A 24,667-nucleotide genomic window follows, 5' to 3' on the forward strand; every position below is an offset into this window, starting at 1 on the left:
GCGTACGCCATGCCTGGTCCGGGGCCCAAACCGGGCCGGTGTTCCACCGCCGGACAGCCGGCAGACAGCGGACGGTCAGCCGGCACAGAGCTGGTCGACGCGCTGCTGCACCCGGTCCAGCCGGGTCTCGTCCAGCGAGTCGAGATCGGTACGCAGGGTCCCGACCTCGCCCGCGACATCCGCCAGCGCGGCCCTCAGCCGCGGGTCGGTGGCGTGGGCGGACTGTTCCCGCAGCGCACCGGACCAGTCGGCCAGCGCCGCCTCGGCGGCCCGCCGGGCCTGCTCGGAGGTGCGCGTGTCGCCGGCCCCGGCGGCGGCCAGCATCCTGCCCAGCTCGGCCACGAAGGTCTCCCCCGCCGCCGAACCCGCCTGGCGGGCGGCGGCACAGACCTCCCGCGTGTTGCCACCGGCCGGGCCCGATCCGTCGGGCGGGGCGGTGCCGGGAACGCCGGACGGCGTACCCGGCGGGGCGCTGCCCGCGCCCGGCGTCGTGGCGGCCGGGCCCGCGACGGTACCGTCCCGGGCGGTCGAGCAGCCGGCCGCGAGCGCGACGGCGACGAGCAGTACCGGGACGACGAGCGTACGGGGCATCGGCGCTCCTGCAACGGTGGGACGTCGGGACGGCGGGCGCCGCGACGGGCCGGGCGAGGTCAAGCCTGCCCGGCCGGCCACGCGGGCGCCAGCCCGCGAACCTCCCCCGCCGTTACGGGCGCGTGCGCCGCCGGGTCCCGCCCCGCCGGGAGCGGCGCCGGGTCCCGCCGGTCGCCTCCTCGTCCAGGTCGCCGGTGTCCTCCACCGCGTCCGGGTCGTCGTCGCCGGCCAGCCGCATCGACTCGGCCGGCTGCGCCTCGGCGACGTCGGTGACGGACGGGGTGTCGACCTCGTAACGCGACAGGTCGTACCCCATGGTGTCGTCCTCGTCCGAGACCTCGACCACGGTCCGCTCCGCCGCGGCGGTGCTCTTGCGGCCCCGGCGGCGGGAGCTGGTGGTCGTGGGCTCGCTGGTGACCGCTCCCCCGGCCGGGGCCGAGGCCGAGGCGACCGCCTTGACCTTCTCGCCCGCGCCCGCGCGCGGCTTCTCCCCCACCGGCTCGGTGTGGATGATCACGCCGCGGCCCTTGCAGCACTCGCAGGTCTCGCTGAACGCCTCCAGCAGCCCGGCGCCGATCCGCTTGCGGGTCATCTGCACCAGACCCAGCGAGGTGATCTCGGTTACCTGGTGCTTGGTCCGGTCCCGGCCGAGGCACTCGGTGAGGCGCCGCAGAACCAGCTCGCGGTTCGACTCGAGCACCATGTCGATGAAGTCGATCACCACGATGCCGCCCAGGTCACGGAGCCGGAGCTGCCGGACGATCTCCTCGGCCGCCTCCAGGTTGTTCCGGGTGACCGTCTCCTCCAGGTTGCCCCCGGCGCCGGTGTACTTACCGGTGTTGACGTCGACCACGGTCATCGCCTCGGTCCGGTCGATCACCAGGTGACCGCCGGAGGGGAGGAAGACCTTGCGGTCCAGCCCCTTGAGGATCTGCTCGTCGATGCGCCGCTCGGCGAAGACGTCCGAGGTACCGACGTGCCGGCGCAGCCGCGCCACCAGGTCGGGCGAGACGTGCGCCAGGTACGACTCGACCAGCTCGAACGCCTCGTCGCCCTGCACCACGAGTTCGCGGAAGTCCTCGTTGAAGAGGTCCCGGACCACCCGGATGACCAGGTCGGGCTCCTCGTAGAGGAGCACCGGCGCACCGCCCTCGGCGGCCTTGGCCTGGATGTCCTCCCACTGCGCCTGGAGCCGCTTGACGTCGCGGGCCAGTTCGTCCTCGCTCGCCCCCTCGGCGGCGGTACGCACGATCACGCCCGCGCCGTCCGGTACCAGCTTCTTGAGGATGTCCCGCAGCCGCTTGCGCTCGGTGTCCGGCAGCTTGCGGCTGATGCCCGAGGCGTTGCCGTGCGGTACGTAGACCAGGTGCCGGCCGGAGAGCGCGATGTGGCTGGTCAGCCGGGCCCCCTTGTGCCCGATCGGGTCCTTCGTGACCTGGACCAGTACGGAGTCGCCGGAGCGCAGTGCCTGCTCGATCGAGCGGGCCTTGCCCTCCAGGCCGGACATGTCCCAGTTGACCTCGCCGGCGTAGAGCACCGCGTTGCGACCGCGCCCGACGTCGACGAACGCCGCCTCCATGCTGGGCAGCACGTTCTGCACCTTGCCCAGGTAGACGTTGCCCGCCATGGTGCCGGCCGAGGCGCGGCTGACGTAGTGCTCGACGAGGATCCCGTCCTCGAGCACCGCGATCTGGGTCCGGTCGCCGCGCTGGCGGACCACCATCACCCGGTCGACGGCCTCGCGGCGGGCCAGGAACTCGGACTCGCTCAGGATCGGCGGGCGGGTACGCCGCTGCTCCCGGCCGTCCCGGCGGCGCTGGCGCTTGGCCTCCAGCCGGGTCGAGCCGGAGACGCCCTGCACCTCGTCGACCGTACGGCGCGGCTCGCGGATCTTCACGACGGTCGGTACGCCGTCGTCCTCGGCCCCCACCTCGGCGTCGCCGGCGCCCTTGCGGCGGCGTCGCCGGCGCCGTCGGGTCAGCCCGTCGCCCTCGCCGGAGTCCTCCTCGTCGCCCTCGGCCTGGGCGGCCTCCTCCTCGGCCTCCTCCTCGGCCTCGTCGGCCGGGCCCTTGCCCCGGCCGCGGCCCCGGCGCCCGCGCCGCCGCCGGCGGCGGCCGGCGGCCGTGTCGTCTTCCTCGTTCTCGTCCTCGTCGTCGAGGTCGGCGGCCTCTTCCTCCTCGTCCTCCGGGACGACGACGGTCATCGCCTCCGGCTCCGGCTCGACCGGCAGCTCCGCGATGTCCGTGCTCCGGCGGGCGCGGCGACGCCGCCGGGTGGTCTCAGCGGCCTCGGGCTCCTCGCCGGCCACCGCCGGCTCGGCGGCCGCGGCGGCCGCCTGCTGCTCGCGGATGGCGGCCGCCTCCGCCTCGGGCGCCATGAAGAGCACGGTCGGCGCGGAGAGCGCGGCCCGGCGCCGCCGCGACGTGGCCGGGGGCTGTTCGGCCGCCTCGTCGCCGGCCGGCTGCTCGCCGCCGGCCCTGCTCCGGCGCCCGGCCGGAGGCTGCTCGGCGCCGGACGGGGCGGCGCCCGGCGCGGCCTCCGGGGCGGCGGCCGGCTGCGCCGCGGCGGCGTCGGCCCGCTCGGCGGCCTCGGCCGGCGGTACGGCGGGCACGGCGCCCGGTTCCGGGGTGTCCGGTGCGGCGGCCTCCGGTGCGACGGCGGCCGGGGCCGCCTTCTTCCGCCGGACCCGGGTCACCTTGACCGGGGGTACGGTCTCGGCGTCCGGGTCGGTCCCGCCGGCCGACTCGGCCACCGGCTCGACCGCCGTCGCCTCGACCGGTCCGCCCTGGTCCTCGCGCTTGTCGGTGGTGGTCGCCTTGCGGCGCCGCCGCGGGGTCTTCGGGGCCGCCTCGGCGTCGCCGGAACGGGGGGCCAGCACCTCGGCGTCGGCCGCCTCACCGCTGACCGAGCGCGCCTCGGTCGGCGCCTGGACAGGGGCTCCGGTCTGGGCCGGTTCGGACGCGGCCGGTGAGGTGCGGCGCCGGGTGGTACGGGCCCGCCGGACGGGCTGGGTCTCGTTGGTATCGGCGGTTTCGCCGGCCGGCTGCGCGCCGATCCGCTCCCCGCCCTCTGGCTCGTTCTCGAGCATGGACGTTCTCCAGTTCTGGCTTCCCCGGGCGCGGGTGAGCGCTGCCACGCAGGGTTGCCGCAAAAGTGTTTCCGGCGGTGTGCGAGTGCACGGTGCCGCCGAAGTCTGCCTAACTGAGCGCTGACCGGGCTCGGCTAGCGTTCACCGATGGCTACCCGTTCGCGGTCCGCCTCCAACGGATCCGCGATGTCCCCCTGCGCGGTCAACGTGCCCTGCGCCAGCCGGGTCGCCCTTGGCGGCACCGGCGGCTCCAGGTCGGCCACCACGCGGAGGCCGGAGAGGACGTCATCGGGTCGTACGGACGGAGTCACCTGCCGCACGACTAGGTCGAGTATCGCACACGGTGCGCCCGTGACCTCGGAAGGTGCCTCGGTCTGGTCGATCACATCGATGGAGTTCACCGCGCCGCGCGCGTCGAAGGTGCGCCTGCCCTGCTTGGTCATCCGTTCCACGGGCACCTCGGCGGCGGCCCGGAACGCCGCGACGGCGCGCCGCAGGACATCGGGGTCGATACCCGGCAACTCGATCCGCCAGTGCGAGGCGTCGATCCGGTCCGCCAGGCTGCCGCCCTCGGCCACCACCGCGTCCAGCACGTCGAGTCCGGGCGAGAGCGCCGCGTCCAGCGCCACCCGCAGCTCCCGCGGGTCGACGGGCGCCTGCAGGCCGATCTCCAGGTACTCCGCCTCGCTGGCGACGCCGGTCGGCGCGGCGCTGGCGTACGAGATCTTGGGGTGGGGCGTGAAGCCCTGGGAGAAGGCCACCGGTACGCCGGCACGGCGCAGCGCCCGCTCGAAGGCGCGGGCGAAGTCACGGTGGGAGGTGAACCGGAGCGGACCGCGCTTGGCGTACCTGATCCTGATGCGCTGCACGACCGGCGCCTGGCCGCCCGTCGGCTGTGGTTTGCTGCTGATCGCGCTGCTCCTCGAAGTAGACGATGTCACTGGCATCCTCGCGCAGCGAGCCGGTCACCGCCAACCGGCCGGCCTGGACGGCCGAGATATCGACAGTTCCGGGTAGAGCCGACATGTCGGGCGAAAACGGTGCAAGCGGGCAGGAGCGGGATCCCCGTACCGCGGGTCGGGCGACCGCCGGTCCGGCGGCGCGGGGATCCCGACCGCCGGTGCGATCGCGTGTCAGTGACCGTGCCCGGCCTGGGCGGGGGTGCGCAGGCCCGACCTGACCGGGGTCAGCGGCAGCAGCTTCTTGCCGGTGGGCCCGATCTGGATCTCGGTGTCCATGGACGGGCAGACGCCGCAGTCGAAACAGGGCGTCCAGCGGCAGTCGTCCTGCTCGTACTCGGAGAGCGCGTCCTGCCAGTCCTGCCAGAGCCAGTCCTTGTCGAGGCCGGAGTCGAGGTGGTCCCAGGGGAGCACCTCCAGCTCGTCCCGCTCGCGCGTGGTGTACCAGTCCAGGTCGACACCGAAGCCCGGCAGCACCTCCCCGGCCGCTTCCACCCAGCGCTGGTAGGAGAAGTGCTCGCTCCAGCCGTCGAACCGCCCGCCCTGCTCCCAGACCCGGCGGATCACCGCGCCGACGCGGCGGTCACCCCGGGAGAGCAGCCCCTCGATCAGCGACGGCTCGCCGTCGTGGTACCGGTAACCGATCGCCCGACCGAGCGACCGGTCGGCGTTGATGGCCTGCTTGAGCAGCCGCAACCGGTTGTCGATCACCTCGGGACGCTCCATCGGCGCCCATTGGAACGGGGTGTGCGGCTTCGGTACGAAACCACCGATCGAGACCGTGCAGCGGATGTCCTTCGACCCGGTCGCCGCCCGACCCGCCTTGATCACTTCGTGCGCGAGGCGGGCGATCTGGAGCACGTCCTCGTCGGTCTCGGTCGGCAGGCCGCACATGAAGTAGAGCTTCACCTGCCGCCACCCGTTGGTGTACGCGGTGACGACGGTGCGGATGAGGTCCTCCTCCGACACCATCTTGTTGATGACCCGGCGGATCCGCTCCGAGCCGCCCTCCGGCGCGAAGGTCAGGCCGGTGCGGCGCCCGTTGCGGGAGAGCTCCTGGGCCAGCTCGATGTTGAACGCGTCGACCCGGGTCGAGGGGAGGGAGAGCGAGACGTTGGTGCCCTCGTACTGCTGGGCCAGGCCGGAGCACATGTCACCGATCTCGGAGTGGTCGGCCGACGAGAGCGAAAGCAGCCCGACCTCGTGGAAGCCGGAGAACTCCAGCCCCTCCCGGACCATCTGCCCCACCGTGGTGATCGACCGCTCCCGTACCGGTCGAGTGATCATGCCGGCCTGGCAGAAGCGGCAGCCCCGGGTGCAGCCCCGGAAGATCTCCACCGCGTACCGCTCGTGCACCGTCTCGGCGAGCGGCACCAGCGGCCGCTTCGGGTACGGCCACGCGTCCAGGTCCATGGTGGTGCGCTTGTGCACCCGGAACGGCACGTCCGCCCGGTTCGGCACCACCCGCTGGATGCGCCCGTCGGGCAGGTAGTCCACGTCGTAGAAGCGGGGGATGTAGACGCTCTCGGTCCGGGCCAGCCGCAGCAGCAGCTCCAGCCGGCCGCCGGGGCTGCCCTCCCGCTTCCACTGCCGGACGATCTCGGTGATCTCCAGTACGGCTTCCTCGCCGTCGCCGAGCACGGCGGCGTCGACGAAGTCGGCGATCGGTTCCGGGTTGAACGCGGCGTGCCCGCCGGCCACGATCACCGGATCGGCGTCGGTGCGGTCCACCGCAAGCAGCGGGACGCCGGCCAGGTCGATCGCGGTGAGCAGGTTGGTGTAGCCCAGCTCGGTGGCGAAGGAGACGCCGAAGAGGTCGAACGAGCCGACCGGCCGGTGCGCCTCGACGGTGAACTGGGGCACGCCGTGCTCCCGCATCAGCCGCTCCAGGTCGGGCCAGACCGCGTACGTCCGCTCGGCCAGCACGTCGGGCAGCTCGTTGAGGACCTCGTACAGGATCTGCACGCCCTGGTTGGGCAGGCCCACCTCGTACGCGTCCGGGTACATCAGCGCCCAGCGGACCGTGGCCGAGTCCCAGTCCTTGACCACGGCGCCCAGCTCGCCACCCACGTACTGGATGGGCTTGCTCACCTGGGGCAGCAACGGCTCCAGCCGTGACCAGACGGAGTTGGTCGCCGGGTTCTTCGCTGCGGTCGACGGGACGCTCATGGTGCCCAAGGGTACGCGGAGCGTGGACCGCGATCGCGCCGACCGGCACACGCGCGGGCGCGCACGGGCGCCGCCGGGCGGTCGGGCGCCGCCGGGCGGTCGGGCGGAACGGACAACCGGTACCCTGACTCCGCCCGCGGCACGGCCGGCGGCTCACGTACCGGCCGGCGATGGCGCCCGGGGCGAGGCCAGGAACGGCTGGATCGACGGTACTAACCTCGTACGGGCGCGAGAGGAGATTGCCGCGATGGCGGATCCGCAGCCGGGAGAGGATCGACCGGCGGCACACCCCCCACCCGCCGAGGCGTCGTCGCCCGTGGCCGGGTCGACCGCACCCGATTCGGCACCGGAGCCAGCGGCGGCGGAGCCGGAGCCGCCCGCGCCCCAGGTGACCGGAGATCGGGCCGCCGGGGAGCAGGCTGTCGAAGCGGACCCCGCCGGCCAGCCGGCGGCCGAGGAAGCGGCGGCCGGAAGGCAGCCCGCCGGGCCGGAACCGTCCGAGGCAGAGCAGGTGGCCCTGCGGAAGCCGGCCGAGACGGAGCGGCCCAGCGGGCCGGAGTCGCCCGAGACAGAGCAGCTCGCCAGGCAGGAGCCGGCCAGGGCAGAGCAGGCCGCCGGGCAGGAGCCGGCCAGGGCAGAGCAGGCCGCCGGGCAGGAGCCGGCCGCGGCAGAGACAGCCGGGGCAGAGACAGCCGCCGGGTCGGGGGCGGCCCCGGAGCGGGCGGCCGGGGAAGAGCCGGCCGGGGCCGGGACGGGCGAGGGCGGTCGGATCGACCGCACCTCGGTGCTCCCCGAGGACGAGGCGGGCCGCGAGCCCGGCACCGAGCCGGTGGCGCCGCGCTGGACCGCCTCGGCGGCGGTACCCCCGCCCAGCCCGTCGCGCAAGCGCCGCTGGTGGGCCCCCGGCGAGACGGATGAGCCGGCGGTACCGCCACCGCCGCGCGATCCCACCCTGCGACTGCCCGCGGCCGAACGAGGGCTGGCCGGGGCGGAGCACGACGCGCCGGAGGCGCGCACACCGGTCGACCCGTGGGCGCACGCCGACGCCGGGGCATGGGCCGGGCACCACGCCGACCCGTGGGTCACCCCGGGCGACGACCCGTGGAGCCAGGTCGAGCCGTACGCCGCCGAGCCGCCGGCGCTGCCACCCACCCGGCCGTACCCGGTGGCGCCCCCGGCCCACGACGGCCCGGCGGCGCCGCATCCCGGCCCGGTGCCGCACGGCCCGGCGGCGGCGCGACACCCCGGCCCGACATCGCACCCCGGCCCGACATCGCACCCCGGCCCGACATCGCACCCCGGCCCGGCGCCACATCCCGGCCCGGGGGCGTCGCGGCGGCCGGCGCCGCCGCCGCCGCACGGCGCACCGGCACACGACTCAGCACCGGCACACAACGCGCCGCCCGCGCGCGGCGGGCCACCACCGCAGCCGCCGCGCACCGCCGGCGGCGCCAGCGCGTACCCGGCGCCGCCCGCCCGGCGGCCCGGTCCGCCGGCGCCCCCGCCGCGCGCCGGCGGCAACCTGCCGGCACCGCGGCAACCCAGCCCGCCGCCCGCCGCTCGGCCCGCTCCCCCGCCGCCACCGCCCGTGGCGCCTCCCCCACCGGCGAGGCGCGACCGGCGCCGGCGGGCGGCGACCGAGCCACGGTACGACGGCCCCGGCCAGCCGCCACCCGGCCGGAGCGCCCCGCCCGGATACGTACGCCGACGCCGGCGCCGCTGGCCCTGGGTCATGCTGCTGCTACTCGCGTGCTGCTGCGGGTGCCCCGCCTACTACGGGCGGCCGGCCTGGGAGCAGTACCCGGCGAGCGTCTACTTTCCGCAGGAACTCGTCGGGTTCGAGCTGCGCGACGACGCGCAGAGCAACCAGACCGCCACCGAACTCGCCCAGGAGATGCGCGCCGAACACTGGTTCTCCGAGGACACGTTCGGCAAGGTCTACCGCGACCCGGACGGCAAGGCGCTGACCATCTTCGGCAGCACCGGCTTCCGGTTCACCCCGGAGAGGGACCTCGACGCCGAGGTCAGCCGGCTGAGCGAGAAGTACGGCATGGCCGACGTGCAGGAGGTGGAGACGGGCGAGCGCGGCGAGTACCAGCGCTGCGGCACCGGTCGGGCGGACGGTAGGTCGGTGGTGGTGTGCAGCTGGGCCGACCACGGCAGCCTCGCCACCGTGCTGCTCACCGGGCGCTCGGTCGACGAGAGCGCCACGCTCGTCGGCGAGGTACGCGACACGATCCTGCAACGCGGCGGCTCGGAACGGCAGTAGCGCGCCGAGCCGCCGACGGCGGTCGACCGGGGCAGCGGTGCGCTACCCCGGTCGGGTCACTCGGGTCCCGGCCGGGTCACTCGGGTTCGGTGCCCGGGACCGTACCGGGCCGGCCGGGACCCGCCCCGGTGCGCGCCGGGGCGTACCGGGGCACGTACTCCTGCCCGGTCAGCTTCTGGATCTCCGCCATCACCTCGTCGGTCATCTCCCGCAGCGAGGAGCGATCCGAGGGGCGGCCGGTGAAGTCGAGCGGCTTGCCGAAACGCACGGTGATGTCACCGGCGCCGAGCCTCGGCATCCGGGCCCCGATCGGCTGGACCCGGTCCGTACCGATCATTCCTACCGGGATGATCGGTACGCCGGCCGCGAGGGCCAGCCGCGCGACACCGGTACGACCACGGTAGAGCCGGCCGTCGGGCGACCGGGTGCCCTCCGGGTAGACCGCGACGAGGTCCCCGGCCTTGAGCACCGGGATGGCGCCGTCGAACGCGGACAGCGCGGCCCTGCCCCCACCACGCTCGACCCGGATCGCGCCGAGACCGGTGACGACCGAACGGGTCAGCCAGCCCCGGAAGCCGGTGCCGGTGAAGTACTCGGCCTTCGCCCAGAAGGCGAGGTGACGCGGTACGACGGCGCCCAGGAAGAGCTCGTCGGCGACGGAGAGATGGTTCCCGGCGAAGATCGCGCCGCCGGTCGCCGGTACGTGCTCCAGACCCTCCACCTTCGGGCGCCAGGCCAGTCGCAACCCGTTGCCAACAGTGATCTTGCCGATGGTGTAGAGCAGCGGCACACGGCCTCCCTGCCTGGTCAGCGCCGGGCCCTCCGGTCGCGACGGCCCCTCGCCGCCGCTGACGATCGTAGGCCAGCGGGCCGCCCCGTCACCATGGACGGGCGGCCCGATCCGAGGGTCAACCCCGCGAGACCGCCACCGTGATCTGCTCGCCGGCCTCGCCGACCTCGCCGGTGAAGCCGGTCAGCTCGGTGGCCGAGGCGATCGCGTCGGCCAGCACCTCGCCGGCGACGAAGTCCCGGTACGCCTCCACTGCCGCCCAGACCCCTGCGGACGCGGCGATCCGGACCTCGATCCGGTCCGAGACGTCGAGGCCGGCGTCCCGGCGGGCCTGCTGCACCACCCGTACGACGTCCCGGGCCAGCCCCTCGGCGGCCAGTTCCGGGGTGACGGTGGTGTCGAGCACGACCACCCCCTCCCCGCCGGGCAGCGGCGCGGAGCGGTCGGCGTCGGCCGGGACCAGCCGCAGCTCGTACTCGCCCTCCTGGAGCGTGACGCCGGCGGCCACCGGCGCACCGTCCACCAGGGACCAGTCGCCGGCCTTCACCGCCCGGATGACCTCCTGCACCCGCCGACCCACCCGCGGGCCGAGGACCCGGGGCACCACGGTCAGCACCTGCTCGCAGTAGTCGCCCAGGTCGGTGGTGAAGATCACCTCCTTGACGTTCACCTCGTCGGCGACCAGGTCGGTGAAGGGCGCCAGGGTGGCCGCGTCCGGGCTCGCCACGCTCAGCGAGGGCAGCGGCAGGCGTACCCGAAGCCCCTTCGCCTTGCGCAGCGACAGCGCGGCCGAGGCGACGTCCCGGGTCGCGTCCATGGCCGCCACCAGCTCGTGGTCGCGCGGGAGGTCGGCGGCCTCCGGCCAGTCCGCCAGGTGCACCGAGCGGCCGCCGGTCAGCCCCCGCCAGATCTCCTCGGCGGTCAGCGGCGCGAGCGGCGCGATCACCCGACAGAGCGTCTCCAGCACCGTGTAGAGGGTGTCGAAGGCGGCCCGGTCACCGGACCAGAACCGGTCCCGGGACCGGCGCACGTACCAGTTGGTCAGCGCGTCGAGGTAGGCGCGCACGGTGGCGCAGGCGCCCGAGATGTCGTACCCGTCGAGCTGCTCCCCCACCGCCGCGACCAGCTCACCGGTCTTGGCCAGCACGTACCGGTCGAGCAGCGCCGCCGCGTCCACGGTGACCGTCGCGCGGTCGGCCGCCTCGGCCGGCTTCGCCTCGTACCGCTCGGCGTTGGCGTAGAGCGAGAAGAAGTACCAGACGTTCCAGAGCGGCAGCAGCACCTGCCGTACCGAGTCCCGGATCGTCGCCTCGCTGACCATCACGTCCCCGCCGCGCAGCACCGGCGAACTCATCAGCGTCCAGCGCATCGCGTCCGAGCCGTACCGGTCGAACATCTCGTAGACGTCCGGGTAGTTGCGCAGGCTCTTGGCCATCTTGCGACCGTCGGAGCCGAGCACGATGCCGTGCACGACCGCGTTGCGGAACGCCGGGCGGTCGAACAGGGCCGTGGCGAGCACGTGCATGGTGTAGAACCAGCCCCGCACCTGCGGCAGGTACTCCACGATGAAATCGCCCGGGTAGTGGTTCTCGAACCACCGGGCGTTCTCGAACGGGTAGTGCACCTGGGCGAACGGCATCGAGCCCGACTCGAACCAGCAGTCCAGCACCTCGGGCACCCGGCGCATGGTCGAGCGCCCGGTCGGGTCGTCCGGGTTCGGCCGGGTCAGCTCGTCGATGACCGGCCGGTGCAGGTCGGCGACGCTCACCCTGAAGTCGCGTTCCAGTTCGGCCAGGGACCCGTACACGTCGATGCGGGGATAGTTCGGGTCGTCCGACTTCCAGACCGGGATCGGCGAGCCCCAGAACCGGTTCCGGCTGATCGACCAGTCCCGGGCGTTCGCCAGCCACTTGCCGAACGAGCCGTCCTTGACGTGCCCCGGCGTCCAGTTGACCTGCTGGTTGAGTTCGACCATCCGCTCCTTGAACCTGGTCACCGCCACGAACCAGGAGGACAGCGCCTTGTAGACCAGCGGGGTGTCGCAGCGCCAGCAGTGCGGGTACGGGTGCACGTACGAGTCCTGCCGCAGCAGCACCCCGCGCTCCCGCAGCTCGCGCAGGACCGGCTTGTTCGCCTCGAAGACCGGCAGCCCCTCGAAGCGGGGCGCGATCGAGGTGAACCGGGTCCGCTCGTCGACGGTCAGGATGGTCGGGATGCCGGCCGCGGTGCAGACGTTGTAGTCGTCCTCACCGTGCGACGGCGCCACCTGGACCACGCCCGTACCGTCCTCGGTCGAGACGAAGTCGCCCGCCAGCACGGTGAACGCCGCCGGCACGTCGGCCAGCCGCTCGACCAGGAAGTCGAAGATCGGGGTGTAGCGGCGTCCGACCAGCTCGCCGCCCTTCAGCGTGCCGACGCGGGTCGCCCCCGCGAACTCCTTCTCGTACGCCCCGAGCCGCGCCTCGGCCAGGATGTACCGCCGCCCGTCGCGCTCCAGCACCGCGTAGTCGATGTCCGGGCCGACCACCAGCGCCGAGTTCGGCACCAGGGTCCACGGCATCGTGGTCCAGGCCAGGATCCGCTCGCCGGTCTCCAGCTCGAACTCGACCGTGCTCGCGGGGTCGGTGCGGTCGCGGTAGACGTCGTCCATCCGGGTCTCGGTGTTCGACAGCGGCGTCTCGCAGCGCGAGCAGTAGGCGAGCACCCGGAAGCTCTCGTAGATCAGGCCCTTGTCGTACAGGGTCCGGAAGGCCCACATGACGCTCTCCATGTAGTCCAGGTCGAGCGTCTTGTAGTCGTTGGCGAAGTCGACCCAGCGGGCCTGGCGGTTGACGTAGCGCTCCCAGTCCCGGGTGTAGGTCAGCACCGAGGCACGGCAGACCTCGTTGAACTTCGCCACGCCCAGGTCGAGGATCTCCGCCTTGCTGGAGATGCCGAGCTGCTTCTCCGCCTCCACCTCGGCCGGCAGGCCGTGACAGTCCCAGCCGAAGCGGCGCTCGACCCGCCGGCCGCGCATCGTCCGGTAGCGCGGCACCACGTCCTTGGCGTACCCGGTGAGCAGGTGCCCGTAGTGCGGCAGCCCGTTGGCGAACGGCGGACCGTCGTAGAAGACGTACTCGTTGGCGCCGTCGGGCCCCGCATCGCGGGCGTCGACGCTGGCCTGGAAGGTCCCGTCGGCCGCCCAGAACGCCAGTACGCGCTCCTCGACCTCGGGCAGGTTCGGGCTCGCCGGGACGCCGGTGCCGTCCGGGGCGTTCTTCGGGTACGCCATCGGGAATGCTCTCCTCGGTGCAGCTCACGTCTCGTGGTCTGCGAGGACGAGCCCCCGCGGTACGCCGGAGGGGCCGGCGCGCCGGGGTACCCGCGGTACCACCCCGCTTGACGGTCGGAACCCGACCGCCCGCTCGTTGGCCGGCTGTGACGGGCCGCACCCGTCCGGTTCTACTCGGGCGGTGCCCGCCCTTTCTTCCGGAGGCTCACCGGTGATGGCCGGGTCATCGCCCTTCGATGCACCAGGATACTCGACCAGCACCCGGTCCCGGGCCGAGTAAACCCGTCCGGTCCGGCCCGGACCTGGTACGCGGTGGCGGGGCGGGGCCCGTCGGGACGACGGACCCCGCCCACGACCCGGCGTCCCGCCGGGCCCCTCGGCCGAGCCGCGTCAGCGCGACGCCGGCAGCGTGGTCGACCAGAGCGAGACGCCCTCGGCGTCGCGCAGGTGGACGGTGAGCGCCCCCGAGCCGGCGTCGATCGCCACCTCGCCGAAGTGCTGGAAGCCCTCGGCCGGCGAGGTGTTCGCCGCCGGCGGGGCGTGCACGAACGCGGCCGTCGGCCCGAACGTAGCGTCCAGCGCGTTCGGGCCGAAGGCGCCGGCGTGGGCCGGGCCGGAGACGAACTCCCAGAACGGGGTGAAGTCCCGGAAGGCCGCCCGTGCCGGGTCGTAGTGGTGCGCCGCCGTGTAGTGCACGTCGGCGGTGAGGAAGACCAGCCCGGTCACGCCGGCCCGGTGCACCGCGCGCAGCACCTCGGCGAACTCCAGCTCGCGGCCGGCCGGCAGCCCCGGGTCGCCCTGCGCGACGCCCTCCTGGGCCGTCGCCCCGTCCGGCACGACCAGTCCGATCGGCAGGTCGTTGGCGACGACCTTCCAGGTCGCCCGGGAGCGCCTGAGCTCCCGGATCAGCCATTCCCGCTGCTCGCGGCCGAGCAACCCGCGCTTCGGGTCGGCGTACGTGTTGCCGTCGTTCGGGTCCTTGTAGGTCCGCATGTCCAGCACGAACACGTCCAGCAGCGGCCCGTACGACAGCCGCCGGTAGAGCCGGCCGTCCGTCGGCGCGGGCACCCACTCGTGGAACGCCTGCCTGGCCCGGCCGGCGAGGACGTCGACCCGCCGCTCGGTGTACCGCGTGTCGTCGAGGATCTCCCCCGGGTACCAGTTGTTCAGCACCTCGTGGTCGTCCCACTGGTTGACCTGGGCGACCTCGGCCACGAACGCCCGGAACTGCTCGTCGAGCAGGTTGTAGGCGAACTGTCCGCGGTACTCGGCGAGGGTCTCGGCGACCTTGCTCTTCTCCGGGGTGACCAGGTTGCGCCAGATCCGCCCGTCGGGCAGGGTCACCGTCTCGGTCAGCGGCCCGTCGGAGTAGACGGTGTCGCCGCTGCAGAGGAAGAAGTCGGGGCGGCGGGCCCGCATCGCCTTGAAGATCTTCATGCCGCCGAAGTCGGGCGCGATGCCCCAGCCCTGGCCGGCGATGTCGCCGGTCCAGACGAAGCGGATGTCCCGCCGCTCGTGCGCCCCGGGGGCGGTGCGCAGGGTGCCGGTGAGCGGCTCGCTGAACAGGCCGGGCCGGTCCAGGCTCTCCACCCGTACCCGGTAGTGCAGCCGCTGGCCGGTCGGGAGGCCCCGCAGCTGGACCCGGCCGGTGAAGTCGCTCGGCTCGGCCAGGACCGGCCCGCGCAGCCGGCGGGCGCCACGGAAGTCCGGCCGGGTGCTGACCTCGACGTACATCCGGCCGGGCCGGTCGGTCCGGGTCCAGACGAGCGCCGAGTCGGCGGTGGCGTCGCCGCTCTGCACGCCGTGGGTGAGCACGGGCCGTCCGGCGGGCAGCCAGGCCGGTGCGCCGAGCTGGCGCACGGCCCCGGTCGCGGCGGACGCGCCGGCCGCGCCGAGCAGGACGCCGCCGGCGAGGCCGGCGCCGGTGGCCAGGCCGGCGCGGAGCACGGTACGCCGATGGAGTGCGGTCATCGGTCCTCCGGTGAGAAGTCGGTACGAAAACCTCTGTGGTGTACCGACCGCACGTTGCCTGCGCGGTGCGGGTTGGGTGGCCGTTGGCCGAACCGATCGCGAACTCGCCGCCCCGCCGAGGGGCCGGCGCGCATGACCGGCGTCACACGGCGGAGTGTCACGCCCGGCCGCCCGGATCACGTCGTGTTCCCGGAGGACCGCAACGACGACGGGAGGAACCGATGACCCAGCGGATGAACGTGAGCAAGGTGGCGCCGGAGGCGTACCAGGCGGTGCTGGGCCTGGAGCGCTACGTCCGCGCTCGCGTCGACCACACCCTGTTGGAGCTGATCAAGATTCGCGCGTCGGTGATCAACGGCTGCGCGTACTGCGTCGACATGCACACCCGCGACGCCCTGGCGGCGGGCGAGTCCAGCCGGCGGCTCTTCGCGGTGGCCACCTGGCGCGAGTCGACCTTCTTCACCGAGCAGGAGCGGGCGGCGCTGGACCTGACCGACGCGGTGACCCGGCTCGGCGAGCACGGCGTACCGGACGACGTCTGGGACGCCGCCGCCAGGCACTGGTCCGAGGGGGAGTTGGCCGACCTGCTGCTGGCGATTGCGACCATCAACGTGTGGAACCGGATCGCCGTGACGACCAGGCTGGAGGCGCCGGAGACGGTATGACCGACGGCGGCGTGCCGGTCTCCCCCGTCGCGGGGGCGACCGGCCCCGGCCCGGGCGCCCCCGTCCCCCCGGCCGGTTCCGGCCCCGGTTCCGGCCCCGGTTCCGTGGATCCCGACTCGACGGCCGCCCGCGAGCTGCTGGCGCACCGGCCGATGCTGCTCGGGCTGGCGTACCGCCTGCTCGGCAGCCGGCACGACGCCGAGGACGTGCTCCAGGAGGCGTACCTGCGCTGGCTCGGTACCGACCGGGGCCGGGTCGACGAACCGCGCCGTTATCTCTCCCGGGTCGTCACCCGGCTCGCGCTCGACCGGCTCCGCGCCCGGCGGGCCAGCCGGGAGACGTACCCGGGCACGTGGCTGCCCGAGCCGGTGCCGACGGCCGGCGACCCGTTCGGACCGCTGGACAGCGCCGAACGGCGCGACACCCTCTCGCTGGCGATGCTGCACCTGCTGGAGCGGCTCAGCCCGCCCGAGCGCGCGGTGTACGTGCTGCACACCGCGTTCGAGCTGCCCTACACCGAGATCGCGGAGATCCTGGACCGCAGCCCCGAGGACTGCCGGCAACTACAGCACCGCGCCCGGGCCCATCTCGCGCGGGACCGGCCCCGGTTCCCCGCCGACCCGCGGGAGCGGCGACGGCTGCTCGACGGGTTCCTCGCCGCCGCCCGGGACGGCGACCTGCCGGGGCTCGCCCGGCTGGTCCGCGCCGACGCGACGGCCTGGAGCGACGGCGGCGGCCGGGTGCGGGCCGCGCTGAACCCGGTCCACGGCGCGGAGAAGATCTCCCGCTTCTTCGTCGGGATCTACCGCAAACTCGGGCGGACTCGGCGGGCGGACGCGCCGGTCCGGGGGCCGGCGGCGCTGCGGGTCACGCCGGTCGAGTTCAACGCCGCGCGGGGTCTGCTGGTCGGCCACGGCCACCTGTCGTACGCCCTGACCGTCGAGGTCACCGACGGCATGATCGGCTCGGTGTACCTGGTCAGCAACCCGGAGAAGCTGGTCTGGCTGACCGGCCGTACGGCCGACCAGCTCGGCCGGCCGGGTTAGGCCGGCGGGTTGAACCGGCGGTGGCGGGCCGGCCGGGCCGGGTTGAAGCGGTTGCGGGCCGGCCGTGGCGGGAGGCCCGGCCGGCCCGGAACGCGGGTCGAGGTGTGTTACGCCAGCTCGGGGAACCAGAGCGCGATCTCGCGCTTGGCGCTGTCGACCGAGTCGGAGGCGTGGACCAGGTTCTCGCGGTTCGACAGGGAGAAGTCCCCCCGGATCGTCCCCGCCGCGGCCCGGCGACCGTCGGTCGCGCCGACCAGGCCACGCACGACCTCGATCACCTGGTCGCCGGAGAGGACGAGCGCGACCAGCGGGCCGCCGGTCATGAACTCCTTCAGCGGCGGGTAGAAGGCCTTCTCGACGTGCTCGGCGTAGTGCTGGTCGGCGAGTTCGGCGTCCATGCCGCGCAGCACCATCGCGTCGACGCGCAGCCCCTTGCGCTCGAACCGGCTGATGATCTCGCCGACCAGGCCGCGCCGGACCGCGTCCGGCTTGATCAGGACGAGCGTACGCTCCTCCGGGCTGCTGGTGGACACGCTGGTTCCTCCTGGTGACAGAGCGGGTAGGACAAACCCCGTCAGCCTATCGAGCCGGCCCGGACGGCGACGCGGCGGCCGGGACACGGCCGTGGTCTCGGGCATTGATGCTTCCCAAGCCTGGCGGACCCGGCCTAGCCTGGCACTGAACCCAGGGAGGTCCACTGTGGCGAATGGCCGTCGCCGACCGGTCGCACCCGTGCGCAAGCTCATCGCCGCGGTGCTCGGCACCGTCGCGACCTTCGTGATGCTCTTCGGCCTCGGCATGACGAGCTGGTCGATCGTCGCCCTCGGGGTCGCCCTGCTGGTGCTCGCCGTCGCGCTCGTCGTGGTGCGCGGCGGGGGTCGGGCCTGGGTCACCGGCGTGGCGCACGTGCACACCGCCAGCGAACCGCCCACCGCGTATGCTTTCGGGCGCTGCGAGCTGCAGATCGTGATCGACGCGCCGGGGCTGCCGCCCCGCTCCAAAAAGATCATCGAGCCTCGGGTACCGGTCTCGAAGTGGCCCGTGGTGGGGCAGACGCTGCCGATCCGGGTCGCCATCGACGACCAGCGGCACGTACGCATCCTCTGGGACGAGGTACCGACGCACGCCGAGGCGAACGAGGCGGCGGCCGACCTGCCGCCGGAGTTCGACGAGCCGGAGCTGAGCGACGACGTTCTGATCGAGCAGGCCGCGCCGCCGTGGGCGCAGCGCCGGCCGGACGACGACTTCCCGCAGGCGGGGCCGGACGCTCCGGTGACCGTCGACCGCGGCCCCGACCTGGGCGGTGGGCGGCGCGACGAGCCGGTGGTGGTGCGCCACACCCCGGGCGGAGCCATCGTGCTCGAGGGGACCCTGGTGGGGCAGGCCACGACCGCCCCGCTGCCGCGCCGGCCGCGACCGGGGCCCGACCCGTGGGCCGACGCGACGCCCCCGGAGCCGCTGGCAACGACCGCGGCCGGCGCGTCGGGTACGACCGGCGCGGACCTCGACCCGGCCAGCACCGAGCCCCCGGCCAGCACCGAATCCTCGGCCACCGCCGAATCCTCGGCCACCGTCGAGTCCCCGGCGACCGCCGAGCCGCAGCGCGGCGCCGCGACCGGGGTTCCGGACCCGGACGAGCCCGCCGGCCGCACGCCGACCCCCGCGGACCCGACCACGGCGCGCGAGACCGCCGCCGGCCCGGACGCGGCGCGTGAGACGGCGGCGCGTCGGGCGGCCGAGCAGGTGGCCGCGGGTGCCGACGGTCCGCTGCCCGCCGCCGAGGCGGCAGCCGGGCGAGTGGCCGGGCCGGTCGCGCGGCCGGGCGGCACGGGCACCACCACGTCCGGCGACGACATCGACATCGACCTCGACATCGACGGGCCGCCCTCGCGCGACGCGAACGACCCGCGCGACGCGAACGACCCGCGCGACGCGAACGACCCGGACGAGGCGCTGCTCGCCGACCTGGCCGGCGGACCGGAGCCGGCGGAGGAGGCCGGGCCGATCCACGGGGTGGGGATCACCGTGCTGGTGACCGACCTCGACCGCTCGGTGGCGTTCTACCGGGACATGCTCGGCTTCTACGAGATCGACGGCGGGGAGGGCAACGCGATCCTCGCCTCGGGTGGCACCCGGGTCGTGCTCCGGGCCATCCGCGACGTCGCCCCGATCAACCGCCGTCTGGTCCACCTCAACCTGGAGGTCGACGACATCGACGCGGTCTACGAGGACCTGAAGGCCAAGGGCGTGCGGTTCATCTACGCGCCCCGCGTGGTCAACCGCGGCAGCAAGCTCGAACTCTGGGCGGCGGCGTTCCGGGACCCCGACGGGCACGGCATCGCGCTGACCCAGGGGCGGCAGCTCCGCCAGCCCGCCTGACCGGCGTCCTAGCCGAGGATGGCCCGACGTACGTGCAGCACGTACGCCCAGGCCAGCCCGAAGACGATGCCCAGCACCGCGAGGGACCAGTGCAGGAAGCCGGCCAGCAACAGCAGGCCCTGCAGCACCGTCGCGGCGTGCCACGCCCACGGCCGGCGCAGCAGCCCGGAGAGCAGCACGGTGAGCACCGCGAGGGCGAGGATCACCCCGATCGCCGTCCCGCTCAGCCCGCCGCCCAGGATCCGGATCGGCTGGATGGCGAGGAGCAGCACGATGGTCTCCAGGATCAAGGTACCCGCACCCAGTCCGCGTACGGACCGGACCGGGTCGCGCAGCCCGGACGGCCGCCCCTGCCCCTCGGTACTCATCGCTTCAGCAGCCGTCGCGCGTCGGCCACCGTCACCACCGAGCCGGTCACCAGTATCCCCACCCCGCTGAGTTCGCCCGGTACGTCGGACTCGGCCAGCGCGACCGCGGCCTCGATCGCGTCCGGCATCGCCGCCGCCACCTCGACCCGCTCTGGCCCGAAGACCTCGGTGGCCAGCTCGGCCAGCTGCTCCACGGGCAGCGCCCGCGGCGAGCTGTTCCGGGTCACCACCACCGCGTCGACCACCGGTTCCAGCAGCTCCAGCAGGCTGGTCGCGTCCTTGTCGGCGAGCACGCCGAGCACCGCCACCAGCCGGCTGAACGCGAACTCCTCCTGGAGCGCGGTGACCGTGGCGGCCATACCGTGCGGGTTGTGCGCGCCGTCGAGCAGGATCGTCGGCGCGGTGCGGACCCGCTCCAGCCGGCCCGGCGAGGAGGCCGAGGCGAAGCCCTCACGCACCGCCTCGACGTCGAGCTGCCGGTTCGCCCCGGCGCCGAGGAACGCCTCGACCGCGGCGAGCGCCACCGCCGCGTTCTGCGCCTGGTGCGCCCCGTGCAGCGGCACGAAGACCTCGTCGTAGATCCCACCCAGGCCCTGGAGGGTGAGCACCTGCCCGCCGACCGCGACCGCCCGCCGCAGTACGCCGAACTCGCTGCCCTCGCGGGCGATGGTGGCCCCCACCTCGGCGCAACGCTCCAGGATGGGCCGGGCCGCCTCCTCCTCCTGGGCCGCCGAAATCACGGTGGCCCCCTGGTGGATGATGCCCGCCTTGGCCAGCGCGATGTCCTCGATGGTGTCGCCGAGGAACTCGGTGTGGTCCAACCCGATCGGGGTGATCACCGCGACGCCGGCGCCCAGCACGTTGGTGGAGTCCTCGGCGCCGCCGAGGCCGACCTCCACCACCGCGACGTCGACCGGCGCGTCGGCGAAGGCCGCGAACGCCAGCGCCGTGGTCATGTCGAAGTAGGTCAGCGGCTCGTCGGAGCGCTGGTCGACCAGCTCCGCGAGCGGGGCCACCTCCCGGTACGTGGCGACGAACCGCTCCTCGCTGACCGGCTCGCCGTCGAGGCTGATCCGCTCCCGGACGGTCTCCAGGTGCGGGCTCGTGTACCGGCCGGTGTGCAGCCCGAACGCCCGCAGCAGCGAGTCGATCATCCGGGCCGTGGAGGTCTTGCCGTTCGTACCGGTCAGGTGGATCGACGGGTACGCCCGCTGCGGGCTGCCCAGCAGGTCCAGCAGCTGCTGGATCCGGTCCAGCTCGAAGACCATCCGGGTGAACCCGCGCCCGGCGAGTTCCTTGTCGACCTCGGCGAATTCGCTGTTTCCGGTCACCCTGCCGCCCCGTTCCGTCCGGCACCACGACGTGCCGCGCTTTCTCCGGGGCGGGCCGGTCGGCCCGCCCCCTCGCCCTGTGTCACGACGGGAGCGCCTCCAGCGCCGTGCCGATCCGGGCCAGGTCCGCCTCGGCCACCGCCAGCCGCTCCCTGATCTTCTGTACGACCGGCTCGGGCGCCTTGCCGACGAACGCCGGGTTGTCGAGCTTGGCCCGGGCCTGCGCCGCCTCCTTCTCGGCGGCGGCCCGATCCTTCTCCAGCCGGGCCCGCTCGGCCGCGACGTCGATCGACCCCCGGGTGTCCAACGCCACGCTGACCTCGCCGGAGACGGCGAGGGTGGCGCTGGCCTGGAAGTCCGGGCCGGCCTCGTCCAGCCGCACCAGCGAACGGATCAGCGGCTCGTGCGCGGCGACGCCGGCCCCGGCCAGCCCGTCGAGGCGCGCCGCGACCCGCTGGCCGGGGCGCAGGCCCTGGTCGGAGCGGAACCGCCGGATCTCGGTGACCACCCGCTGCAGTACGGCGATCTCCGCCTCCGCCGCGTCGTTCAGCAGCGCCGGCTCGGCGACCGGCCAGGCCGCGGTCAGCAGCGTCCCGTTGCCGCCGACCCCGCCGTCGGCCCCGTCGCCGGCCAGCGCGGTCCAGAGTTCGTCGGTCACGAACGGCACCACCGGGTGCAGCAGCCGCAGCAGCTGGTCGAGCACGTGGCCGAGCACCCGCCGGGTGGTGGCCGCCGCCTCGCCGCCCGCGCCGAGCACCGGCTTGGCCAGCTCCACGTACCAGTCGCAGACGTCGTCCCAGGCGAAGTGGTAGAGCGTGTCGCAGACCTTCGCGAACTCGTACGCCTCGAACTGCTCGTCCACCTCGGCGATCACGTGCTGCAGCCGGGAGAGGATCCACCGGTCGACGGTGGAGAGCCGCTCCGGCCCGGGCAGCTCGCCGGCGACGTGCGCGCCGTTCATCAGCGCGAAGCGGGTGGCGTTCCAGAGCTTGTTGCAGAAGTTGCGGGAGCCCTGGCACCAGTCCTCGCTGACCGGCACGTCGGCGCCCGGGTTGGCGCCGCGGGCCAGCGTGAACCGGGTCGCGTCGGCCCCGTACCGGTCGATCCAGTCGAGCGGGTCCACCACGTTGCCGAAGGACTTCGACATCTTCTTGCCGAACTGGTCGCGGACCATCCCGTGCAGCACGATCACGTCGAACGGCTGCCGGCCGTCCATCGCGTAGAGACCGAACATCATCATCCGGGCGACCCAGAAGAACAGGATGTCGTAGCCGGTCACCAGGACGCTGGTGGGGTAGAACTTCGCCAGGTCGGGGGTCTGGTCCGGCCATCCGAGCGTGGAGAACGGCCAGAGCGCGCTGGAGAACCAGGTGTCGAGGACGTCCTCGTCGCGGCGCCAGCCCGGGCCGGATGGCGGCTCCTCGTCCGGTCCGACGCAGACCACCTCGCCCTCCGGGCCGTACCAGACCGGGATGCGGTGCCCCCACCAGAGCTGGCGGGAGATGCACCAGTCGTGCATGTTGTCGACCCAGGCGAAGTAGCGCTTGGCGAGGTCGGCCGGCTCGATCCGGACCCGGCCGTCGCGCACGGCGTCGCCGGCGGCCCGGGCCAGGGGCGCGGTGTTGACGAACCACTGCAGCGAGAGCCGGGGCTCCACCGTCGTACGGCAGCGGGAGCAGTGCCCCACCGCGTGCACGTACGGCCGCTTCTCGGCGACGATCCGGCCCTGCTCGCGCAGCGCGGCGACGATCGCCGGGCGGGCCTCGAAGCGGTCCAGCCCCTCGAACGGGCCGGGCGCCGTGATCACGCCCCGCTCGTTCATGATCGTCAGGGACGGCAGGTCGTGCCGCTGCCCGATCTCGAAGTCGTTCGGGTCGTGCGCCGGGGTCACCTTGACCATGCCCGTACCGAAGCTCGGGTCGACGTGCTCGTCGCCGACGATCGGGATGCGCCGGCCGGTCAGCGGCAACTCCACCTCGGTACCGATCAGGTGCCGGTACCGTTCGTCGTCCGGGTGCACCGCCACGGCGGTGTCGCCGAGCATCGTCTCGGCCCGGGTGGTGGCGACCACCACGTCGTCGCTGTACCGGATCGAGACCAGCTCGCCCTCGTCGTCGGTGTGCTCCACCTCGATGTCCGACAGGGCCGTCAGGCAGCGCGGACACCAGTTGATGATCCGCTCCGCGCGGTAGATCAGACCGTCGTCGTAGAGCCGCTTGAAGACCGTCTGCACCGCCCGGGAGAGCCCGTCGTCCATGGTGAAGCGCTCGCGGTCCCAGTCGACGGAGTCACCGAGCCGCCGCATCTGCCCGAGGATCGCGCCCCCGGACTCGGCCTTCCACTGCCAGACCCGCTCGACGAACTTCTCCCGACCGAGGTCGTGCCGGGAGAGGCCCTCCGCGGCGAGCTGCCGCTCCACCACGTTCTGGGTGGCGATGCCCGCGTGGTCCATGCCGGGCAGCCAGAGCGCCTCGAAGCCCTGCATCCGCTTGCGCCGGATCAACATGTCCTGCTCGGTGTGGTCGAGCGCGTGCCCCATGTGCAGGGAGCCGGTCACGTTCGGCGGGGGGATGACGATCGTGAAGGGGGGCTTGTCGCTGTCGGCCGACGCCCGGAAGCGCCCCTCGGCTACCCACTTCTCGTACCGTCGCCCTTCTACCTCGCCCGGCTGGTACTGGGCGGGCAGGGTCGCAGCGGCGTCGCGTTGAGGGTGCTGAGTCTCGGTCACCCTGAAAGTCTACGGAGCGCTTCCCGGGAGCCCGCGTGCCCCACCACCGCTTGGGCTACGGTGACGCCTATGTCCGACGCGCACGAATCCGGTCCCCGTACCGCCGGCGGCTCCGCACCGATGGACCTGACCGCGGAGCCGGTCGACCTCGCCCCCGAGCCGATCGACATCACACCGGGTCCCGAGGACGACCACCGGGACTCCGACGAGTTGATGCCCGGTTTCGAGGAGGGCGAAGAGGAACGTCCGGCCGGGCGCAGCCGCCGCCGGAACATCGTGCTCGGCTCGGCACTGGTACTGGGGCTGGCCGGCGCCGTCGTGCTCGGCGTGGCCGGCTGGCAGGTCGTACGGGAGAAGGACGCGAGGTTGCAGACCCCGCCCAAGGTGGCGGGGCTGGCCCGCGACGACAGCGAGCGGGCGAAGGCGACGGCGGACTACCTGCGCAACGCCTTCGCCGCCGACGTCGACCTCGACAAGAGCGTCGGGGCGATCTACTCGGATCCGGCCGACGCGAAGCGCAGCGTGCTGCTCTTCGGCGGTACGACCCTGCTCTGGCAGCCGGAGCGGGACCTCGACAGCCTCTTCGACCTGGTCGCCGACGACACCGGCAAGGTGACGGATCTGCACGAGGTCGAGGCGGGCGAGCTGGGCGGGACGATGAAGTGCGGCACCACCGCCACCGATGAGGGTGCCCTGTCCGTCTGCGGCTGGGCCGACCACGGCAGCGTCGCGCTCGCCATGTTCCCGGGGCGTACCGTCGACGACTCCGCCGCGCTGTTCCGGCAGATTCGCGCCACCGTACAGACCCGGAGCTGACGCCCGCGGCACCCGTCGGGACGGCCGTGGTTCACCGGGCCACGGTCGTCCCGCTTTCCCGGTCCATGGGCGGGGGCATTTCCCGGAAATGCAAGTTGGGGGTCACCCGAAGGTGACCCCCAACCAGAAGAATGTCCGGCGGCGTCCTACTCTCCCACACCCTCCCGAGTGCAGTACCATCGGCGCTGGAAGGCTTAGCTACCGGGTTCGGAATGTAACCGGGCGT

At 73.7% G+C, this 24,667-nt stretch carries 16 protein-coding genes and 1 rRNA gene; 5 read left to right on the top strand and 12 right to left on the bottom strand.

All coding sequences use genetic code 11. The features are described 5' to 3' along the window. Positions 1-75: 75 nt before the first annotated feature. The 4 genes from AB0J86_RS23110 to AB0J86_RS23125 all read right to left on the bottom strand — a co-directional run bounded on the left by AB0J86_RS23110 (position 76) and on the right by AB0J86_RS23125 (position 6,807). Complete coding sequence (locus AB0J86_RS23110) at positions 76-591, bottom strand: hypothetical protein (protein ID WP_363859658.1); 516 nt, start codon at positions 589-591, stop codon at positions 76-78. 112 nt (positions 592-703) lie between these two features. Further along, positions 704-3,679, bottom strand: coding sequence for an Rne/Rng family ribonuclease (locus AB0J86_RS23115; protein WP_363859659.1), 2,976 nt, complete (start codon positions 3,677-3,679; stop codon positions 704-706). A gap of 134 nt (positions 3,680-3,813) precedes the next feature. Further along, positions 3,814-4,548, bottom strand: a complete 735-nt coding sequence (locus tag AB0J86_RS23120) for a TIGR03936 family radical SAM-associated protein (protein ID WP_363859660.1) — start codon at positions 4,546-4,548, stop codon at positions 3,814-3,816. Between the two features lie 264 nt (positions 4,549-4,812). Then, a complete protein-coding gene (locus tag AB0J86_RS23125; RefSeq protein ID WP_363859661.1) occupies positions 4,813-6,807 on the bottom strand; it encodes a TIGR03960 family B12-binding radical SAM protein in 1,995 nt (664 codons plus the stop codon). A 511-nt stretch (positions 6,808-7,318) separates the two neighbouring features. On the opposite strand from AB0J86_RS23125, the gene AB0J86_RS23130 reads away from it, so the two are divergent. Further along, the gene (locus tag AB0J86_RS23130) at positions 7,319-9,076 is read left to right on the top strand and encodes a hypothetical protein (protein WP_363859662.1); all 1,758 of its coding nucleotides are present in this window, start codon (positions 7,319-7,321) and stop codon (positions 9,074-9,076) included. Between the two features lie 76 nt (positions 9,077-9,152). On the opposite strand, the gene AB0J86_RS23135 is transcribed toward AB0J86_RS23130, so the two are convergent. The 3 genes from AB0J86_RS23135 to AB0J86_RS23145 all read right to left on the bottom strand — a co-directional run bounded on the left by AB0J86_RS23135 (position 9,153) and on the right by AB0J86_RS23145 (position 15,108). Next, positions 9,153-9,866 carry a lysophospholipid acyltransferase family protein gene (locus AB0J86_RS23135; protein ID WP_363859663.1) on the bottom strand — a complete coding sequence of 238 codons (714 nt, stop codon included), beginning with the start codon at positions 9,864-9,866 and terminating at the stop codon, positions 9,153-9,155. A 118-nt stretch (positions 9,867-9,984) separates the two neighbouring features. Next, on the bottom strand, positions 9,985-13,137 hold the full coding sequence (ileS, locus tag AB0J86_RS23140; protein WP_363859664.1) for an isoleucine--tRNA ligase: 3,153 nt from the start codon (positions 13,135-13,137) through the stop codon (positions 9,985-9,987). Between the two features lie 390 nt (positions 13,138-13,527). Beyond that, a complete protein-coding gene (locus tag AB0J86_RS23145; RefSeq protein ID WP_363859665.1) occupies positions 13,528-15,108 on the bottom strand; it encodes an alkaline phosphatase D family protein in 1,581 nt (526 codons plus the stop codon). Positions 15,109-15,329: 221 nt separating this feature from the next. On the opposite strand from AB0J86_RS23145, the gene AB0J86_RS23150 reads away from it, so the two are divergent. Together AB0J86_RS23150 and sigJ are read left to right on the top strand one after the other, a co-directional pair. Continuing rightward, positions 15,330-15,773 carry a carboxymuconolactone decarboxylase family protein gene (locus tag AB0J86_RS23150; RefSeq protein ID WP_363859666.1) on the top strand — a complete coding sequence of 148 codons (444 nt, stop codon included), beginning with the start codon at positions 15,330-15,332 and terminating at the stop codon, positions 15,771-15,773. After that, positions 15,770-16,819, top strand: a complete 1,050-nt coding sequence (sigJ, locus tag AB0J86_RS23155; RefSeq protein WP_363859667.1) for an RNA polymerase sigma factor SigJ — start codon at positions 15,770-15,772, stop codon at positions 16,817-16,819. Before AB0J86_RS23150 ends, sigJ begins: the two co-directional genes overlap by 4 nt. Positions 16,820-16,926: 107 nt before the next feature. On the opposite strand, the gene ndk is transcribed toward sigJ, so the two are convergent. After that, entirely contained in the window at positions 16,927-17,352 is a 426-nt protein-coding gene (ndk, locus tag AB0J86_RS23160) for a nucleoside-diphosphate kinase (protein ID WP_363859668.1), read from the bottom strand. A 166-nt stretch (positions 17,353-17,518) separates the two neighbouring features. Here ndk and AB0J86_RS23165 point away from each other — a divergent pair, with 166 nt between their 5' ends. Next, a complete protein-coding gene (locus AB0J86_RS23165) occupies positions 17,519-19,198 on the top strand; it encodes a VOC family protein (RefSeq protein ID WP_363859669.1) in 1,680 nt (559 codons plus the stop codon). A gap of 8 nt (positions 19,199-19,206) precedes the next feature. Here the strand turns inward: AB0J86_RS23165 and AB0J86_RS23170 are convergent, their stop codons facing one another. The 3 genes from AB0J86_RS23170 to AB0J86_RS23180 form a co-directional block, all read right to left on the bottom strand. After that, entirely contained in the window at positions 19,207-19,566 is a 360-nt protein-coding gene (locus AB0J86_RS23170) for a DUF4233 domain-containing protein (protein ID WP_363859670.1), read from the bottom strand. Beyond that, positions 19,563-20,897, bottom strand: a complete 1,335-nt coding sequence (locus AB0J86_RS23175; protein ID WP_363859672.1) for a folylpolyglutamate synthase/dihydrofolate synthase family protein — start codon at positions 20,895-20,897, stop codon at positions 19,563-19,565. Before AB0J86_RS23175 ends, AB0J86_RS23170 begins: the two co-directional genes overlap by 4 nt. A gap of 82 nt (positions 20,898-20,979) precedes the next feature. Continuing rightward, complete coding sequence (locus AB0J86_RS23180; RefSeq protein ID WP_363859673.1) at positions 20,980-23,625, bottom strand: valine--tRNA ligase; 2,646 nt, start codon at positions 23,623-23,625, stop codon at positions 20,980-20,982. 69 nt (positions 23,626-23,694) lie between these two features. Here AB0J86_RS23180 and AB0J86_RS23185 point away from each other — a divergent pair, with 69 nt between their 5' ends. Next, the gene (locus AB0J86_RS23185) at positions 23,695-24,441 is read left to right on the top strand and encodes a hypothetical protein (protein ID WP_363859674.1); all 747 of its coding nucleotides are present in this window, start codon (positions 23,695-23,697) and stop codon (positions 24,439-24,441) included. A gap of 133 nt (positions 24,442-24,574) precedes the next feature. Here AB0J86_RS23185 and rrf read toward each other — a convergent pair. Beyond that, positions 24,575-24,667 (bottom strand): 5S ribosomal RNA (rrf, locus tag AB0J86_RS23190); the annotation flags it as partial.

This window comes from Micromonospora sp. NPDC049559 (assembly GCF_040676675.1).
Lineage (GTDB): Bacteria > Actinomycetota > Actinomycetes > Mycobacteriales > Micromonosporaceae > JBFAPK01.

What these genes read in the sequence shown, in the direction of transcription:
- AB0J86_RS23110 (WP_363859658.1), bottom strand. Translation starts at nt 591, where the DNA reads ATGCCCCGTACGCTCGTCGTCCCGGTACTGCTCGTCGCCGTCGCGCTC.
- AB0J86_RS23115 (WP_363859659.1), bottom strand. Translation starts at nt 3,679, where the DNA reads ATGCTCGAGAACGAGCCAGAGGGCGGGGAGCGGATCGGCGCGCAGCCG.
- AB0J86_RS23125 (WP_363859661.1), bottom strand. Translation starts at nt 6,807, where the DNA reads ATGAGCGTCCCGTCGACCGCAGCGAAGAACCCGGCGACCAACTCCGTC.
- ileS (WP_363859664.1), bottom strand. Translation starts at nt 13,137, where the DNA reads ATGGCGTACCCGAAGAACGCCCCGGACGGCACCGGCGTCCCGGCGAGC.
- AB0J86_RS23145 (WP_363859665.1), bottom strand. Translation starts at nt 15,108, where the DNA reads ATGACCGCACTCCATCGGCGTACCGTGCTCCGCGCCGGCCTGGCCACC.
- AB0J86_RS23150 (WP_363859666.1), top strand. Translation starts at nt 15,330, where the DNA reads ATGACCCAGCGGATGAACGTGAGCAAGGTGGCGCCGGAGGCGTACCAG.
- sigJ (WP_363859667.1), top strand. Translation starts at nt 15,770, where the DNA reads ATGACCGACGGCGGCGTGCCGGTCTCCCCCGTCGCGGGGGCGACCGGC.
- AB0J86_RS23170 (WP_363859670.1), bottom strand. Translation starts at nt 19,566, where the DNA reads ATGAGTACCGAGGGGCAGGGGCGGCCGTCCGGGCTGCGCGACCCGGTC.
- AB0J86_RS23185 (WP_363859674.1), top strand. Translation starts at nt 23,695, where the DNA reads ATGTCCGACGCGCACGAATCCGGTCCCCGTACCGCCGGCGGCTCCGCA.